Origin of the sequence: Streptomyces sp. NPDC005485, from assembly GCF_040606085.1 — a bacterium.
GTDB lineage: Bacteria > Actinomycetota > Actinomycetes > Streptomycetales > Streptomycetaceae > Streptomyces.
This window is the reverse complement of the sequence record NZ_JBEXDZ010000079.1, coordinates 1-17,617: the sequence shown is the minus strand read 5'-3', so window position 1 is coordinate 17,617 and position 17,617 is coordinate 1. Positions and strand designations below refer to the sequence as shown.

Sequence of the window (17,617 nt, the reverse complement as noted above, 5' to 3'; positions counted from 1 at the left end):
CTGCTGAGGGGCTCGGCCGTACGGCGCTCTCGCGGGCGCCGCCTGTGAAGGCATCACCGTGTTCGACTCACGCATCACGGAGCCTTCGCATGTCCTCCGACACCCTCGTCAAGGTGGCCGCTGCGCACAACGCGGCGCCCTTGCGCATCGTTCCGCGCCGCCGCCCCGGTCTGTGGGCCACCGCCGCCGCCGTCCTCGTACTGCTCGGGTTCGCCGCCACCTCCGTCGTCCGCAACGAGGCGTTCCAGTGGGACGTCGTCGGCGACTACTTCACCTCCGCCTCGGTGCTGCGCGGCCTGTGGCTCACCCTCTGGCTGACCGCGGTCGTGATGGCGCTCGGCTTTGCGCTGGGCACCCTGCTCGCCGCGTTCCGTCTCTCGTCCAATCCGGTGCTGCGGGCGGTGAGCTGGGGGTACGTCTGGCTGTTCAGGTCCATGCCGATCCTGGTGCAGCTGCTGTTCTGGTTCAACATCGGGGCGCTGTACCCGCAGATCCTCGGCGTGCGGACGGTGAACCTGCTCGGCCCGGTCACCGTCGCCATCGTCGGCCTGACACTGCACGAGGCCGCGTACGCCGCCGAGGTGGTGCGCGGCGGCATCCTCTCCGTCGGCCGCGGCCAGATCGAGGCCGCGCAGGCGCTGGGGCTCGGCCGATGGCGTCGTTGGCGCCGGATCGTGCTGCCGCAGGCGATGCGCTCCATCGTGCCGCCGGCCGGGAACATGCTGATCGGCACCCTCAAGGGCACCTCCATCGTCAGCGTCATCGCCGTGCAGGACCTGCTCTACTCCGTGCAGCTCGTCTACCACCGCACCTACCAGGTCATCCCCCTCCTGATGGTCGCCACGATCTGGTACATCGTCGTCACCTCGGTGCTCAGCGTCGGCCAGTACTACGTCGAGAAGCACTACGCGCGCGGTTCGGAGCGGACGCGATGAAGCCGAGTGACGTGCTGAACCCGAGTGACGCGCCGAAGCCCGGCCATGTGCTGAAGCCGAGTCTGGTGATCGTGGGGGCCGGTCCGCGGGGGACCGGCCTGCTGGAGCGGATCGCCGCTAACGCGCCCGAGCTGTACGCCGGTTCGGGCCTCGACGTGCACCTGGTCGACCCCCATCCGCCGGGCGGCGGACGCATCTGGCGCGAGGAGCAGTCACCGCTGTTGTGGATGAACTCGCAGGCCCAGGACGTCACGATGTTCACCGACGAGACCGTCGCCATGGCCGGACCGGTCCTCGAAGGCCCCAGCCTGCACGAGTGGGCGGGCCTCGACGGGCGGACCTTCGCCGACCGGCAGCGGCAGGGCGCGTATCTGCGCTGGGTGTACGAGAACACCGTCGCCGCCCTGCCTCCGGGCATCACCGTCCACCACCACCCGGCCCGCGCCCTGCGCGTCGGCGGGCCCCGCGCGGGCCGCCAGCAGGTCTGGCTCGAAGGCCGCCCCCGGCCGCTCCTCGCCGACCTCGTCGTCCTCGCACTCGGCCACCTCGACGCCGAACTCGGCGAGGAACAGCGCGAGTTGGCCGCGTACGCGCGGGAGAACGGGCTGCTCCACCTGCCGCCGGACTTCACCGCCGACAGCGACCTCTCCGGGCTCGCTCCCGGCGAACCGGTTCTCGTCCGCGGCTTCGGGCTCGCCTTCGTCGACCTGATGGTGCTGCTGACGGAGGGCCGCGGCGGACGCCACGACGGCGAGGACTATGTTCCGTCCGGGCGCGAGCCCGTCCTGTACGTCGGCTCCCGGCGCGGAGTCCCCTACCACTCCAAGATCGGCTACGACTGGGAGGGCGAACGCCCGCCGCTGCCGCGCTTCTTCGGGCCCGGCGAGGTCGACGAACTGCTCGCACGCCCCGCCGGCTTCGACTTCCGCCGCGATGTGTGGCCGCTGGTCGAGAAGGAACTGGGCTTCGCGCACTACCACCGGCTGTTCACCGCCCACCCCGAGCGCACGGCCCTTTCCTGGGCGGAGTTCGAGGAGAAGTACGCGGCGGGCGACGGCGCCGACCTCCAGGCACTGGCGGCGTCCGCCGTGCCCGACCCGGCCGACCGGCTCGACCTCGCCGCGCTGGACCACCCGCTGGACGGGGTGCGCCACAACTCGCCCGAGGAACTCCAGAACGGTCTGCGCACCTACATCGAGAACGACCTGACTCGCCGTCACAACTCCTCGTACAGCCCGGACTTGGCAGCATTCCTCGGGCTGCTCTCGGTGTACGGCCAGCTGGTCCGGCTCGGTGACATCGGCTCCTGGTGGCACGGCTTCTTCAGCTACCTCGCGTCGGGGCCGCCCGGGCCAAGGCTGCGTCAGATGCTCGCCCTGTCGCGGGCGGGCGTCCTGAGGTTCCTCGGCGCCGGCATGACCGTCACGGCAGAGGACGGTGTCTTCCGGGCGCGCAGCGCCACCGTGCCCGGCGCGGTGACCGAGGCCCGTGCCCTCGTCGAGGCACGGCTTCCGCACCCCACGGTCGCCCAGACCCGGGACGCGCTGCTGCGCACGCTGTGGGAGGACGGCGCGGCGGCGACCCCCGAGGGGCTGCTCGCCGTCGACCCCGCCGACGGCCGCGTCCTCGATCGCTCCGGCGCCCCGCACCCCCGGCGCTTCGCGCTCGGCCCGCACACCGACGCCCGCGGCTCCGGCGCGTTCACCCGGCCCCGCACCGGCGGCCCGGCCTTCCGGCAGAACGACGCGACGGCGCGCGCCGCGCTGGTGTTCCTGCGCGACCTTCAAAACCACGGCGTTCACGACGGCGACGTTCACGACGGCGACGTTCACCACCGTGAGGTTCAAGACCACGACGTTCACGACCACGACGTTCACGACCGCGGCGTTCAAGAGCGCGGCCTTCACCCCGCCCGAGGAGCAGCCTGATGAGCGCCCCCGTCACCCCCGCCACGACCACGGCATCCGCCATGGTCGACATCAGGTCCGTGCGCAAGAGCTTCGGTTCGCTGGAGGTGCTCAAGGGCATCGACCTCGAAGTCCGCGCCGGCGAGGTCACGGTGATCCTCGGCCCCTCCGGCTCCGGCAAGTCGACGCTGCTGCGCACCATCAACCATCTGGAGAAGGCCGACGAGGGCTCGATCAGCGTCGACGGCTCGTACGTCGGATACCGGCGCTCGGGCGACACGCTGCATGAGCTGAGCGAGCGGGAGACCCTCAGGCAGCGCACCCGGATCGGGTTCGTCTTCCAGAACTTCAACCTCTTTCCGCACCTCACAGTGGTGGACAACATCATCGAGGCCCCGGTCTCCGCACTGAAGCGCCCCCGCAAGGACGCCGTGGAGACCGCGCGCCGTCTGCTCGACCGGGTCGGGCTCGCCGACAAGACCGACGCCTACCCGGGACAGCTCTCCGGCGGCCAGCAGCAGCGCGTCGCCATCGCCCGCGCGCTCGCCCTGGAGCCGAAGCTGCTGCTCTTCGACGAACCGACCTCGGCGCTCGACCCCGAGCTGGTCGGCGAAGTCCTCGACGTCATCAAGGACCTGGCCCACCAGGGCACCACGATGATCGTCGTCACGCACGAGATCGGCTTCGCCCGCGAGGTCGCCGACACCGTCGTCTTCATGGACGACGGCCGCATCGTCGAACAGGGCGCCCCCGGCGACGTACTCGACCGGCCGCGGCACGACCGCACCCGCGCCTTCCTGTCCAAGGTTCTGTGAACCCCGGGTTCCGTGAACCTCCTTACCCCGACCAGGAGTTCGTCACATGACCGGATCGCACGGCCGGGGGCTGCCGCACCTGGCCGCGGCCCTCGACCAGCAGGGGGCGCACGACTCCGCCCCGTACGAGGAGGCGGTTCGGCTCGCGGAGCGGGGTGGACTCGACTTCGTGACGCTCGGCGACACCTTCGCCGGCCCCGGCCCCGACGCCCTCGCCGTACTGTCCCGACTCGCGCTCGGCACCCGGCGCATCGGCCTGGTGCCGACCGTGGCCACCCCGCACACCGAGCCCTTCCGGGTGCCGGCCGCGGTGACGGCCCTCGACAGGGTCAGCCGCGGCCGCGCCGGCTGGCACATCGGCGTGTCGACGACCGAGGGCGGGGCCCGGCTCTCGGGCCGCCGCCATGACGCGGCCGCCCGGCTGTGGGACAGCTGGGAGGACGGCGCCGACTCCTCGATGAAGGGCTCCTCGGCCGTGCCGCGGCCCCCGCAGGGGTATCCGGTGCGGATCGTGGACGCCACGGAGGGGAGTGCGCGACCGGTCGCCGCCCGGTACGCCGACGTGGCGCTGGTCCGGGTCGCGGATCCCGCCCAGGCCGCCGCCGTACGGGCCGAACTGCGCTCCGCGGTACGGGAGTTCGGGCGGGACCCCGACCGGTTGCGTGTCCTCGGCTCGCTCCACGTGGACCTCGGAGGCGGCGAGCGGGCGGCCGCACCGGGCCACGGCGGCGGGGGACCCCGGCAGACCGCGCAGGGTCCGCTCTACCGGGGCGGTCCCGTCGACCTCGCCGAACTGATCGCCGACTGGCACGAGGCCGGTGCCGTCGACGGCTTCCACCTCACCCCGGTCGAGCCGCTCCGTGACCTGGAACGACTGGTCAACGGCACGGTGGCGCTGCTCCAGCACCGCGGCCTGTTCCGCACCTTCTACCCGGGCAGCACCCTCCGCGAGCACCTGGGCCTGGCCCGGGCCGCCAACAGGCTCGGGCTTCCGGACCCCGTATGGAAAGGTTGATCACATGACGACGGACGCATCCGACGACTGGAAGCGGTGGCACGAGCACCGCACCGAAGCGGTGTCGGCGCCCCACGGACCGCTCTCGCTCACGGGCACGCACTGGCTGGAGGACTATCCGGAGGGGCGACTTCCGGACATCCCCGGGCGGTGGACCGCCGCCGGTGACGCGGTGGTGCTCGCCGTCGGCGAGACGGACGCTCTCACGGACGGCGGCCTCACGGTCGACGGGAAGCTCTTCACCGGCGAGATCCGCCTCGGCGCCGACTCCGGGCCCGCGGCCGCCTCCCGTGTCGCGCACGGCGGGCGCCGGCTCGTCGTCCTCGTCCGCGAGGGCATCTGGGGCGTCCGCGACTTCGACCCCGAAGCGCCCGCACGCGCAGCCTTCCAGGGCATCGAGGCGACCGCGTACGACGCGCGCTGGTCGGTGCCGGGCCGCTTCACGCCGTACGGAGAGGACCGCACCGTACGCGTCGAGAACGCGGACGGACGTGCGCGCGGCCTCGGCCTCGGCGGCGAACTAGCCTTCTCGCTGGACGGGCAGGACCGCACGCTCCAGGTGTCCGTGCAGGGCGACGGATCCCTGTGGGCCGTCTTCGCCGACGCGACCAGCGGGGGCAGCAGCTACCGTTTCCGGTTCCTCCACCCGTCGGCGCCCGACGCCGAGGGGCGTACGACGGTGGACTTCAACCGCACGCAGTTGCCGCCGTGCGCCTTCGCCGACCACTTCATCTGCCCGTTCCCGCCGCCCGGCAACACCCTGGACACGGCGGTCGCGGCGGGGGAGCGGCACCTGATCTGAGCCTTCGCGAGCGGAGTCGTCCGCCTCGAAAGATCAACTCCCTGACGGCATACGCAAGTTGAACACTGCACGGCCGAAAGGCGCCCTTGCGCCCGTCGGCCGTGCAGTCGAATACTCCCCCACAGCGCTTGTCAGGAGCACGGCTTGTCCGGAATCCGGACGAGCTGCCCCCGGCTGCGCCTCACGGGCCCCGACCCCACGCGGGCCCCCGACTTCCCCAGTGGAGGAACGACAAGTGAGGATCAAGCGCACCACCCCCCGTAGTGGCATAGCGAGACGGACCCGGCTGATCGCCGTGGCCACCGGATTCGCGGCCGCCGCAGCGTTCGCCGTCCCCACCGCGAACGCGTCCGACGCCCACACGTTCAGCACCACCGAGCTGAGCAGCGCCAAGGCCTCGGTACTCAAGTCCGACGTCGCGGGCACCGCCTGGGCGGTCGACGCCAAGACGAACCGCGTGGTCGTCACCGTCGACAGCACCGTCTCCAAGGCCGAGATCGCCAAGATCAAGAAGGACGCGGGCAGCACCGCCGGCGCCCTCACGATCAAGCACACCCCCGGCAAGTTCAAGAAGCTGATCACCGGCGGCGACGCCATCTACGGCGGCCAGTACCGCTGTTCGCTCGGCTTCAACGTGCACAGCGGGAGCACCTACTACTTCCTGACCGCAGGCCACTGCGGTGAGGTCGCCTCCACCTGGTACTCCAACTCGGGTCACACCACGACCCTGGGCACGAACGTCAGCTACAGCTTCCCGACCAACGACTTCGCGCTGGTGCGCTACACCGGCTCGACCGCCCACCCGAGCGCGGTCGGCAGCCAGACCATCAGCAGCGCCGCCACGCCGAGCGTGGGCACGACGGTCTACCGTCGCGGCTCCACCACCGGCACGCACAGCGGCCGGGTCACGGCACTGAACGCCACGGTCAACTACGGCGGCGGCGACGTCGTCTACCAGATGATCCAGACCACGGTCTGCGCCGAGGGCGGCGACAGCGGCGGTCCGCTGTACGCGGGCTCCGTCGCCTACGGTCTGACCTCCGGCGGCAGCGGCAACTGCAGCTCCGGTGGCACGACCTTCTTCCAGCCCGTCACCGAGGCTCTGAGCTACTACGGCGTGAGCGTCGGCTGACACCTTCGACCAGCCGGCAGCAGACGAGCCCCCGTACGCGACGGCGTACGGGGGCTCGTCGTACCGCTTTCCAGCCGGGCACTTCAGTCGCATCCTCAGGGGGAACGGGACATGCACGAGGACGCCCAACGCCGAGTACGCCGCAGCCCCTTGCTGTCCATCACGCCGATCGTGCTCCTCGCCGTACTCACCCTCGTCCTGCTCTGGGAGATCGTGCGGGCGAACGTCACCGGGGAGGCCGCCCGGCAGTGGCCCTGGCGGTTGCAGCTCATGGACATGAACCCGCTGGGCAGTCTGCTGGCGGTCGCCGTCGCCGGTGTGCTGGCCCGGGCGCAGTACGCGCGCACGGTGCGGCCGGCGCTCGGCTGGCGCTCCACCTGGGCGCGCGGTGACCTGGAGCCGGACGAACGCGCCTGGCGCGTGGGCGTCCTCAACGGCGGCCAGCACCACGCGGTGGTGGAGCGGGTGGACTACCAGTGCGTGCCGCGCGGCGGGGAACCCGGCCCGTGGACCGATCACGCCGGGCTGATCGCCGAACTGGCCGCAGCCCGGTTCGTGTTCGGCAAGGACTATCGGATGGGGACGTTCAGCCCTGGGTTCCCCCTGTCGGGCAGTACCGGGCACAGCACCGTGGAGGCAGGCGTGTTCGCGCAGCGGTTCGTCGACGAGATCGACGTGCTGCTCATGCGGGTACGGGTCACGGACGCCGTGGGCGACAGCCATGAGCGGAGCATGGACCTCATGCGGGGGGCCAGGGTGGAGCGCGAGGGATTCCCGGACTGAGCCCTCAGCACGGGTGTGCCGACTGAGCCCTCCCCTTTGGGTGTGCCGGGAGTTACCGTCGAAGTACATACCTGGTGCGCCGACTTTGGACCCCGGGGGGTCGTCATGGTCGAGGAGCTGGTGGCCGCGGGAGTTTCCCTCGCGTCCGTGGGGCTGGTCTACGTGATGGCGGGAGCCCGCGTCGTCAGACAGTACGAACGTGGTGTGGTGCTGCGGCTGGGGCGGCTGCGCTCGGAGGTGCGCGGCCCCGGGTTCACCATGGTCGTGCCCTTCGTCGACCGGCTGCAGAAGGTCAACATGCAGATCGTGACGATGCCGGTGCCCGCGCAGGAGGGCATCACGCGCGACAACGTCACGGTGCGGGTCGACGCGGTCGTGTACTTCAAGGTGGTGAACCCGTCGGACGCGATCATCCAGGTCGAGGACTACCGCTTCGCGGTCTCCCAGATGGCGCAGACTTCACTGCGGTCGATCATCGGCAAGAGCGATCTCGATGATCTGCTGTCCAACCGGGAGATGCTCAACCAGGGCCTGGAGCTGATGATCGACAGTCCGGCCGTGGGCTGGGGTGTGCAGATCGACCGCGTCGAGATCAAGGACGTGTCGCTGCCCGAGACGATGAAGCGGTCGATGGCACGGCAGGCCGAGGCCGACCGCGAACGCCGCGCCCGGGTCATCAACGCGGACGCCGAACTGCAGGCCTCCAAGAAGCTCGCGGAGGCCGCCGAGGTGATGTCCGAGCAGCCCGCGGCCCTGCAACTGCGGCTGCTGCAGACGGTGGTGGCGGTCGCCGCCGAGAAGAACTCCACCCTCGTCCTGCCCTTCCCGGTGGAGCTGCTGCGCTTCCTGGAGCGCGCCCAGCAGGCCGCGCCGCAGTCCGGCCCTCAGCAACCGGCGCAGCAACCGGCACAGGGCCCCCTGCGGGCGGTGCCGGAGGCTCAGGATCCGACGCAGGAGGCCGAGCAATCGGTGCAGGAGCAACTGCCGCCGCGTGCACCGCGGTCGGATTCGGACCCCGAGGCATCGAAATTCGGACAGGACTAGACCTCGCGGGCGGCGCGGTGCATAAGCGCTCCCGGGCGTTTGCAGTGCGAACCCACCGGGGGTGACCACCTGGTAGGGCCCGCGCGGGGGGCGTACGCCCGTGGTCGCATGCTCGTCCTGAAGTCGACCTTGTGTGCCCCCTGTGCGCCTCGGAATAGTGGGCGCCGACCGTTGGCATGAACGCGGCTTTTTTTGTGTGCCGCCTTCATGCCCGTACGCCTTCCGGTCCTGGGGGTCCCCACAACCTCCCGGGCCCGCCCCCCACAGGAGGACGTAAGTTGAAGCACCGACGTATACCCAAGCGCCGTGCGGTCGCGGTAGGTGCGGGCATCGCCGCACTGGTCGCCGCGGGCGTCACCTTCCAGACTGCGAACGCCAGTGAGGCGCCGAAGAGTTCGGCGCCCGAGACGCTCTCGATCGCGGCGGCCGGAAAGCTCGCCTCGACCCTCGGCAAGGACCTCGGCGCCGACGCGGCGGGAACGTATTACGACGCGAAGGCGAAGCATCTCGTCGTGAACGTGCTCGACGAGGACGCGGCGAGCGCCGTCGAGGCGGCCGGCGCCAAGGCCAGAGTCGTCGAGAACTCCCTGGCCGAACTGAAGAGCACCCGTGCGACGCTCCGGCAGGACGCGACCATCCCCGGCACCTCGTGGGCGACCGACCCGGAGACCAACAAGGTCGTCGTCACCGCGGACCGCACCGTCTCCGCTGCCGAGTGGGCCAAGCTCACCAAGGTCGTCGACGGCCTCGGCGCCACCACCGAACTCCAGCGCACGAAGGGGGAGTTCAAGCCCTTCATCGCGGGCGGTGACGCCATCAGCGGCTCCGGCGGGCGCTGCTCGCTCGGCTTCAACGTGGTCAAGGGCGGCCAGCCGTACTTCATCACCGCCGGGCACTGCACCGAGGCGATCTCCACCTGGTCGGACTCCAGCGGCAACCAGATCGGCACGAACGAGCAGTCCAGCTTCCCGGACAACGACTTCGGCCTGGTCAAGTACACCTCCGACACCGCCCACCCGAGCGAGGTCGACCTCTACAACGGCTCCAGCCAGGCGATCACCAAGGCGGGCGACGCGACCGTCGGCATGAAGGTGACCCGCAGCGGCTCCACGACCCAGGTGCACGACGGCACGGTCAAGGGCCTGGACGCCACCGTGAACTACGGCAACGGCGACGTCGTCAACGGGCTCATCCAGACCGACGTCTGCGCCGAGCCGGGCGACAGCGGCGGCTCGCTCTTCGCCGGTGACACCGCGATCGGCCTCACCTCCGGTGGCAGCGGCGACTGCACCGCGGGCGGCGAGACCTTCTTCCAGCCGGTCACCGAGGCGCTCTCGGCCTTCGGCGCCCAGATCGGCTGACGGACTCACCGACCCGGCAGAGCACCGGCTCCCGGGAATTCCCCGGGCCGCGGTGCTCTGGTCCCGCCCCCGCGCAGGCTGCGGGGGCGGGATTCTTTCCGGCGACGAACGCCGGCCTCAGACGGTCTCGCGCCTTCTGCGCAGCGAGGCCGCCGCCAGCGTGATGCCGGTTCCGGCGACCGCCCATGCGGAGAGGACCAGCAGAGAGGCGGTGACGTCGTTGCCCCTGAAGTACGCGATCGAGCGAGCCGTCCAGGTGCCCGCGCCCGGCGGCAGGGCCGGGCCGATCGCCCGCCAGAACGGCGGCAGCATCGGCAGCGGGAAGGCGCCGCCCGCGCTCGGGTTGCCCGCGATGACGATCAGCAGGATGGCCAGGCCGATACCGACGATCCCGAAGAGGCCCTGCAGGGCGAGCGTGGCCGCGCCGACCGCGAAGATGATCAGGGCGCCCAGGCCCCACAGGGCGCAGACACTGCCGGGCAGGGCGCCGAGGATCGGTCCGACGATGACCGCGCCGCCGATCCCGCCGATGACCGCGATGAGCGCCATCACCACCAGCCGGATCACCGCGCGGAGCGGGTTGGCGGGCCGGGCGCCGCTGCTGATCGCCAGGATCGAGGCGGAGAGGTAGCCGCCCACGCACCAGCCCACGACCAGGTAGAAGGACGAGAGTCCGTCGAAGTCCTGGGAGGAGGCCGGGGCCACGTCGACGGTCCGCACCGTGCGCCGCTCGGTCTTCTCCAGCGTGGTCATGAGCGTGTCCAGGGCATGGGCGAGGGCGCTGCCGCCACCGGAGGCGACCAGGAGCGTGTCGGTGGTGCCCGCCGGGTTGATCACCAGGGCGCCGTCGATGTCACGGTTCATGATCTGCTTCCGCGCCGTGGCGGCGTCGGTGACCGCCCGCGGGTCCAGCGGCTTGCCCGGGATCTGCTTCAGCCGGGTCACGGCCTGCTCGGCAGCCACCTGAGGCGCGACGACTCCGAAGGGCACGTCCTTGAGCTTCGGGTGGTGCAGGGCGCCCACGTAGGAGGCGATGAAGAGCAGCTGCAGGGCGATCGCACCGATGACGAGCAGGGTGGCCCGCGGGGTGACCGCCCCCTTCACCTCGGCGAGGAAGGAGGTGCGCGGGGTGTCGGCGTCGGCTGTCTGCGTCATGACCCCACGGTCCGGTCCGGGTGGTGTTCGTGCAGGTGGGACGGGTCCGAATGGATGTCGTACAACAGTTCGAAAATTGGTCTATGGTGGGGGTGGGAATGTTGGGAACGAATGTTCGAAGACTCGGCGGGGCTCGCCGGTGAGCCCCTGGGACTGGAGGTGCGTGTGCCGGGTTTCACGCATCTGCACACCGCCTCCGGGTTCTCCCTGCGATACGGCGCCTCGCACCCGGAGCGCCTCGCCGAGCGCGCCTCCGGGCAGGGCATGGACGCCCTCGCACTCACCGACCGGGACACCCTCGCGGGCACGGTCCGGTTCGCCAAGGCCTGCGCGAAGGCGGGCATCCGTCCGCTGTTCGGGGCGGAGCTCGCGGTGCAGGAATCCGGGCGCGGGGAGCGCGGGGTGCCCGCCGAGGGGCAGAAGCGGCGCACCCCGGTCCGTGGCGGCGCCTTCGTCGATGAGTCCACGCCCCGCGTGACCTTCCTTGCCCGGGACGGCGCGGCCGGCTGGGCCGACCTCTGCAGAATCGTTACGGCGGCGCATGCCGGCGAGGGCGAGGGCCCACCGCTGCTGCCCTGGCCGGACAACCACGCCGAAGGCCTGACCGTGCTGCTCGGCCCCTCCTCCGATGTCGGCCGCGCCCTCGCCGCGGGCCGCCCCGACCGGGCCGCGAGGCTGCTCGCACCCTGGCGGGAGATCTACGGCGACGCCCTGCGCCTCGAAGCCGTCTGGCACGGGCGCACGGGCACCGGTCCCGGTTCGCTGCGGCTCGCCGCCCGCACCGTCGGCTTCGCCGCCGAGCAGCGGGTGCGGCCCGTGCTCGGCAACGCCGTCCGGTACGCCGACCCCGGCATGGGCCCGGTCGCCGACGTCCTGGACGCCGCCCGTCGCCTCGTTCCCGTCGACCCCCGCCGCGAGCTGGACTCCGGCGAGGCATGGCTCAAGGACGCGACCGCCATGCTGGGCGCCGCCGAACGGATCGTCGAGGCCGCGGGCTACCGCCGCGACACCGCCCACCGTCTGCTCGAACAGACCGAAGCCACGGCCGCCGAGTGCCTCGTCGACCCCGAGGACGACCTCGGCATCGGCACCGTCCACTTCCCCGAACCGCACCTCGTCGGCGCCGGCCGTCGCACCGCCCAGCGCGCCCTGGCCTCCCGGGCCGCGGCGGGCATGGTGCTGCGCGGCTACACCGGCCGGCGTGCGTACTGGGAGCGGATGCACCGCGAACTGGACATCATCGCCCACCACGACTTCGCCTCCTACTTCCTGACGGTCGCTCAGGTCGTGGACGACGTACGGAAGATGGGCATCCGGGTCGCCGCACGCGGTTCCGGCGCGGGCTCCCTCGTCAACCACCTCCTCGGCATCGCGCACGCCGACCCCGTCGAGCACGGGCTGCTGATGGAGCGCTTCCTGTCCGAGCGTCGCTCCGTGCTGCCCGACATCGACATCGACGTGGAGTCCGCGCGCCGCCTGGAGGTGTACCGCGCGATCATCGGCCGGTTCGGGACCGAACGGGTCGCGACCGTCGCGATGCCCGAGACGTACCGTGTCCGCCACGCGATCCGCGACGTGGGCGCCGCCCTCTCCTTGGACCCGGCCGACATCGACCGGATCGCCAAGTCCTTCCCGCACATCCGGGCCCGCGACGCCCGCGCGGCGATGGACGAACTGCCCGAACTCCGGGCTCTCGCAGGGGAGAAGGAGAAGTACGGACGGCTGTGGGAGCTGGTCGAGGCACTCGACGCCCTCCCGCGCGGCGTCGCCATGCACCCGTGCGGGGTCCTCCTCTCCGACGCCTCGCTCCTCGCCCGTACGCCGGTGATGCCGACCAGTGGCGAGGGGTTTCCCATGGCGCAGTTCGACAAGGAGGACGTAGAGGACCTCGGGCTGCTCAAGCTGGATGTGCTCGGCGTGCGGATGCAGTCCGCGATGGCGCACGCGGTGGCCGAGGTGGAGCGGGCTACGGGGGTCTCCCCGGACCTGGACGCGGTGCCGCCGGGCGACCCGGCGACGTACCGGCTCATCCAGTCCACCGAGACGTTGGGCTGCTTCCAGATCGAGTCGCCGGGCCAGCGGGACCTGGTCGGACGCCTTCAGCCCGCTACCTTCCACGACCTCGTCGTCGACATCTCGCTCTTCCGGCCGGGCCCGGTCGCCGCCGACATGGTGCGGCCGTTCATCGAGGCACGGCACGGCCGGGCGCCCGTGCGCTACCCGCACCCGGACCTGGAGAAGCCGCTGAAGGAGACGTACGGAGTCGTCGTCTTCCACGAGCAGATCATCGACATCATCGACATCATGACCGGCTGCGGGCGCGGCGAGGCGGACCGTGCGCGACGCGGGCTGTCCGACCCGGAGTCGCAGGGGCGGATCCGCTTCTGGTTCGCGCAGAACGCGGCCGTGCGCGGGTACGACGCGGAGACCATCGCGCGCACCTGGGAGATCGTCGAGGCCTTCGGGTCGTACGGTTTCTGCAAGGCGCACGCGGTCGCCTTCGCCGTACCGACCTACCAGTCGGCGTGGCTGAAGGCCCATCACCCGGCCGCGTTCTACGCGGGGTTGCTCACGCACGACCCCGGGATGTACCCGAAGCGGCTGCTGCTGGCGGACGCGCGGCGGCGCGGGGTGCCGGTGCTGCCGTTGGACGTGAACCGGTCGGCGGTCGCCCACCGTATCGAACTGGTGTCTGAATCGGTTGATGCTCCTGGCCGATGGGGCGTGCGGCTGGCGCTCTCGGACGTGCACGGCATCAGCGAGGCCGAGGCGGCGCGGATCGCGGACGGGCAGCCGTACGCCTCGCTGCTCGACTTCTGGGAGCGGGCCCGGCCGAGCCGGCCGCTCGCGCAGCGGCTCGCCCAGGTCGGCGCACTGGACGCGTTCGGCGCCAACCGCCGTGACCTGCAACTGCACCTGACCGAACTGCACCGGGGTGCGCGCGGCGCTCGCGGGGGCCAACTCCCGCTGTCCGGCGGCCGGAAGACCGCCTCGGCCGGGCTGCCCGACCTCTCCTCGGCGGAGAAACTCAGCGCCGAGCTGGGCGTGCTCTCCATGGACGCCTCGCGCAACCTGATGGACGACCACCGGGAGTTCCTGGACGAGTTGGGCGTGGTGACGGCCCGTCGGCTGCGCGAGGCGCGGCACGGCGAGACGGTCCTTGTCGCGGGCGCCAAGGCGGCCACCCAGACCCCGCCGATCCGCTCCGGCAAGCGGGTCATCTTCAGCACGCTGGACGACGGCACCGGCCTGGTCGACCTCGCCTTCTTCGACGACTCGCACGACGCCTGCGCCCACACCGTCTTCCACTCCTGGCTGCTGCTGGTGCGCGGTGTCGTCCAGCGCCGCGGCCCGCGCAGCCTCAGCGTGGTGGGCGCGGCCGCCTGGAACCTCGCCGAACTCGTCGAACTGCGCGCCGAGGGCGGCATCGACCTGGTGGCGGCGCGGCTCGCGGAGCCGGTACCGGAGCAGGCAGAGGCGAAGGAGAGCAGGCAGATCCGTATGTCCACGGGGTATGTGATGCACCCCTGGGCCGATCTGCGCCCCGCGGGTGAAGGGCCCGCGGGCGGAAAGAAGCTGTGGCACCAGAGTCCGGGGAGTGCGGGATGACCATCCTCTGCGTACGTTTCCAACTGCCTTCGACGCGGGAGGCCGTGCTGCCTCAACTCCTCGGCCTCCTGGAGGAGTTCACGCCCGTCGTCGAGGCGCTGCCGCCCGATGGTGCGCTGGTGGACCTGCGGGGCGCCGAACGGTACTTCGGGCGGGGGACCGTGGAGTTCGCCTCGCTGATCCGGGTGCGGGCGCTGGCCAGATACGGCATCGACTGTGTGATCGGCGCCGGGCCGGGACCGATGCTCGCGCGGATGGCCCTGCGTGCGTCCGCCCCCGGCATGACCTGCGTGGTGCCCGAAGAGCCGGGCGCCGTCGCGGAGTTCCTCGCCGAGCGGCCCGTCGCCACCCTGCCCGGAGTCGGCTCCGCCACCGCCCGCACCCTGTGCGAGTACGGCCTCGACACCCTCGGCAAGGTCGCCGCCGCACCTCTGTCCACCCTGCAACGCCTCACCGGCGCGCGCACCGGCCGCGAACTGCACGAGAAGGCGTCCGGCATCGACCGCGGCCGCGTCGTACCGAACGCCACCTCGCGCGCTCTCGCCACCGAACGCCCCTTCAACCACGACGAGTTGGACCCGGACCGGCACCGTCGTGCGCTGCTCTCCGCCGCCGAGGAACTGGGCACCCGGCTGCGCGCCCTGGAGAAGGTCTGCCGCACCCTGACCCTCACCGTGCGCTACGCCGACCGGTCTGCGACCACCCGCAGCCGCACCCTCAAGGAACCGACCGCCCACTCCTCGGCGCTCACCGCCACGGCGTACCGCATGTACGAGGCACTCGGCCTGCAGCGCGCCCGGGTCCGCTCGATCGCCCTGCGCGCCGAGGGGCTGGGCCCCGCCGAACAGGCCTCCCACCAGCTCACCTTCGACCCGGTGGACGAGAAGGTCCGCAGAATCGAGGAGGTCGCGGACCGGGCGCGGGCGAAGTTCGGCCCGCATGTGATCGTGCCGGGGACGCTGGCCGCGTGATCCGCCGGCGGCTCCGGATCAGTTGGCCCACGGCGGAACGATCCGGGTGCCGTCGGCCAGCTCCGCCTCCAGGCCGATGGACGTGGTGACCCAGGAGATCGCGGTCTCCCCGGTCGGGTTCTCGACGCCGAAGGTCGCGCCGGGGTTGATGATCACCGTGTCGCCCGCGGTGATGCGCTCGGTGCGGCCGTCGAGCGTGATCAGCAGCTCGCCGCCGAGCAGGTGGAAGATCTCCTCACGGTTGACGGTGTGCAGGGGGGCCTTCGTTCCGGCCGGGATCTCGCCGCGCCAGGCGCACAGCTCCTTGCTGCCGCTGAGAGGAGTGGCGTACGAGACGAAACGGGCGCCGTGGATCTCGTGGGTGACGGCTTCGGACGAATGGACGATGGGCAAGGTTTTCTCCTCGGAAAGTGGTCAAGCAGCTTGACTATGTCGCTCTATAGTCAAGCTGCTTGACCACTGTGTCAAGGGTGTTTCAATGCTCCCGTGCAGAATTCCGAGGCCCTGGCCCTGTCCGCAGCCCTGCTCGCCGCCGCCGGCGAGCTGACCCAGCGCATCAACGACGGTGTGGTCGCCCGCGGATTCGAGGGAGTGCGGCCCGCGCACGGCTTCGCGTTCACCCGGCTCGCCCCTGCCGGGGCGACGGTCACCGACCTCGCCGCCCACCTCGGCGTCACCAAGCAGGCCGCGAGTCAGCTCGTCGACGAGCTGGTGCGCAAGGGGTACGTCGAACGGCGGCCGCATCCCGATGACGCGCGCGCCCGCCTGCTGGTGCTCACCGACCTCGGCTGGGCCTGCACGCGCGCCGCGGAGGCGGCGGCGGCCGACGCGGTCCGTCCGTGGGTCGAGCTGCTCGGGGAGGGTGAAGTGCGCGTGTTGCGCGATCAGTTGCTGCGCATCGCACCCTATGGTCCTATCAGGCCCGCCTGGTGATGGTTTGTCGGTGCTTGCCCGTGTTCTCGGACGAGTTCAACTCGAACGTAACTAACACTGGAAGTTTTTACTGACGCGTAACTTCACACTTGCACTACTCACTCGTAACTTGACGAGTGAACAGCATCCTCGTGATCCGGATCACAGGGCGTACGCCGTCGCAACTCCCTTGAGCCGCAAGGAGATCACACGATGCTGCCCTGGAAGAGAGCTCTCGGACCGCTGGCCGCCGTACTGCTGGCCGCCGCCGTCACCGCCGTCCCCGCAGCCGCCACCGCCCGAGCCGACTCCGCTCCCAGCACCGGCTGGAACGACTACTCCTGCAAGCCGTCCGCGGCCCACCCCCGCCCCGTCGTCCTCGTGCACGGCACCCTCGGAAACTCCGTCGACAACTGGCTGGCCCTCGCGCCGTACCTGGAGAACCGCGGTTACTGCGTCTTCTCCCTCGACTACGGCCAGCTGCCGAACGTCCCGTTCTTCAACGGCCTCGGTCCCATCGACAAGTCGGCCGGGCAGCTCCAGGTCTTCGTCGACCGGGTGCTGGCCGCGACCGGCGCCGCGAAGGCCGACCTCGTAGGCCACTCGCAGGGCGGGATGATGCCCCGCTACTACCTGAAGTTCCTCGGCGGAGCCGCCAAGGTGAACGCCCTCGTCGGCATCGCCCCCGACAACCACGGCACCACCCTCTCCGGGCTGGCCAACCTGCTGCCCTACTTCCCGGGCGCCGCGGACGCGCTGTCCTCGGGCGCGCCGGGCCTCGCCGACCAGGTCGCCGGGTCCGCGTTCCTGACCAAGCTCAACGCCGGCGGCGACACCGTCGCGGGCGTCCACTACACGGTCATCGCCACCAAGTACGACGAGGTGGTCACGCCGTACCGCTCGCAGTTCCTCAGCGGATCCGACGTCCACAACGTCCTGCTCCAGGACCTGTGCGCGATCGATCTCTCCGAGCACGTGACGATCGGGCTCCTCGACCGCGTCGCGTACCACGAGGTGGCGAACGCCCTCGATCCGGCACACGCGAGCGCGACCAACTGCCTGTCCTAGCCGATTGCCCGGGAAGGGCGCCCGGAGGGGCTGTCCGGCCTGAGCCCGTCGTCAGGTAGGCGGGATTGATGACGCGGTCCGCCGGGTGGCCGGTCGTGTCGATGCCGG

The 17,617-nt window shown here is 71.2% G+C and carries 15 protein-coding genes; 13 read left to right on the top strand and 2 right to left on the bottom strand.

The genetic code is table 11. The features are described from left to right. Window positions 1-89: 89 nt before the first annotated feature. The 9 genes from ABZS97_RS24945 (at window position 90) to ABZS97_RS24905 (ending at window position 9,794) form a co-directional block, all read left to right on the top strand. A complete protein-coding gene (locus ABZS97_RS24945) occupies window positions 90-935 on the top strand; it encodes an amino acid ABC transporter permease (protein WP_356140616.1) in 846 nt (281 codons plus the stop codon). Between the two features lie 50 nt (window positions 936-985). Next, entirely contained in the window at window positions 986-2,863 is a 1,878-nt protein-coding gene (locus ABZS97_RS24940) for an FAD/NAD(P)-binding protein (protein WP_356140655.1), read from the top strand. Then, window positions 2,863-3,657, top strand: a complete 795-nt coding sequence (locus ABZS97_RS24935) for an amino acid ABC transporter ATP-binding protein (protein ID WP_356140612.1) — start codon at window positions 2,863-2,865, stop codon at window positions 3,655-3,657. The genes ABZS97_RS24940 and ABZS97_RS24935 overlap by 1 nt, the downstream gene beginning before the upstream one ends. Before the next feature lie 46 nt (window positions 3,658-3,703). Further along, window positions 3,704-4,672: an LLM class flavin-dependent oxidoreductase gene (locus ABZS97_RS24930; RefSeq protein ID WP_356140610.1), complete on the top strand. Its 969-nt coding sequence runs from the start codon at window positions 3,704-3,706 to the stop codon at window positions 4,670-4,672. Between the two features lie 4 nt (window positions 4,673-4,676). Beyond that, on the top strand, window positions 4,677-5,474 hold the full coding sequence (locus ABZS97_RS24925; protein WP_356140607.1) for a DUF1684 domain-containing protein: 798 nt from the start codon (window positions 4,677-4,679) through the stop codon (window positions 5,472-5,474). A 235-nt stretch (window positions 5,475-5,709) separates the two neighbouring features. Further along, a complete protein-coding gene (locus ABZS97_RS24920; protein ID WP_356140605.1) occupies window positions 5,710-6,606 on the top strand; it encodes a S1 family peptidase in 897 nt (298 codons plus the stop codon). A gap of 111 nt (window positions 6,607-6,717) precedes the next feature. Beyond that, complete coding sequence (locus ABZS97_RS24915; RefSeq protein WP_356140603.1) at window positions 6,718-7,389, top strand: hypothetical protein; 672 nt, start codon at window positions 6,718-6,720, stop codon at window positions 7,387-7,389. Between the two features lie 105 nt (window positions 7,390-7,494). After that, the gene (locus ABZS97_RS24910; RefSeq protein ID WP_356140602.1) at window positions 7,495-8,433 is read left to right on the top strand and encodes a slipin family protein; all 939 of its coding nucleotides are present in this window, start codon (window positions 7,495-7,497) and stop codon (window positions 8,431-8,433) included. A 176-nt stretch (window positions 8,434-8,609) separates the two neighbouring features. Beyond that, window positions 8,610-9,794, top strand: coding sequence for a S1 family peptidase (locus tag ABZS97_RS24905; RefSeq protein ID WP_356140599.1), 1,185 nt, complete (start codon window positions 8,610-8,612; stop codon window positions 9,792-9,794). Between the two features lie 117 nt (window positions 9,795-9,911). On the opposite strand, the gene ABZS97_RS24900 is transcribed toward ABZS97_RS24905, so the two are convergent. Next, window positions 9,912-10,949, bottom strand: coding sequence for a DUF3533 domain-containing protein (locus tag ABZS97_RS24900; RefSeq protein WP_356140596.1), 1,038 nt, complete (start codon window positions 10,947-10,949; stop codon window positions 9,912-9,914). A 165-nt stretch (window positions 10,950-11,114) separates the two neighbouring features. Here ABZS97_RS24900 and ABZS97_RS24895 point away from each other — a divergent pair, with 165 nt between their 5' ends. Together ABZS97_RS24895 and ABZS97_RS24890 are read left to right on the top strand one after the other, a co-directional pair. Continuing rightward, window positions 11,115-14,558 (top strand): DNA polymerase III subunit alpha, encoded by a 3,444-nt coding sequence (locus ABZS97_RS24895; RefSeq protein WP_356140653.1) that lies wholly within the window; start codon window positions 11,115-11,117, stop codon window positions 14,556-14,558. Next, complete coding sequence (locus ABZS97_RS24890) at window positions 14,555-15,529, top strand: hypothetical protein (RefSeq protein ID WP_356140594.1); 975 nt, start codon at window positions 14,555-14,557, stop codon at window positions 15,527-15,529. Before ABZS97_RS24895 ends, ABZS97_RS24890 begins: the two co-directional genes overlap by 4 nt. An 18-nt stretch (window positions 15,530-15,547) precedes the next feature. Here the strand turns inward: ABZS97_RS24890 and ABZS97_RS24885 are convergent, their stop codons facing one another. Next, the gene (locus ABZS97_RS24885) at window positions 15,548-15,922 is read right to left on the bottom strand and encodes a cupin domain-containing protein (protein WP_356140592.1); all 375 of its coding nucleotides are present in this window, start codon (window positions 15,920-15,922) and stop codon (window positions 15,548-15,550) included. Window positions 15,923-16,015: 93 nt separating this feature from the next. Between ABZS97_RS24885 and ABZS97_RS24880 the strand changes: the two genes are divergently transcribed. Further along, window positions 16,016-16,462 carry a MarR family transcriptional regulator gene (locus tag ABZS97_RS24880; RefSeq protein ID WP_356140590.1) on the top strand — a complete coding sequence of 149 codons (447 nt, stop codon included), beginning with the start codon at window positions 16,016-16,018 and terminating at the stop codon, window positions 16,460-16,462. Between the two features lie 192 nt (window positions 16,463-16,654). Continuing rightward, entirely contained in the window at window positions 16,655-17,509 is an 855-nt protein-coding gene (locus ABZS97_RS24875) for an alpha/beta fold hydrolase (protein WP_356140588.1), read from the top strand. The last annotated feature ends 108 nt before the right edge of the window (window positions 17,510-17,617 follow it).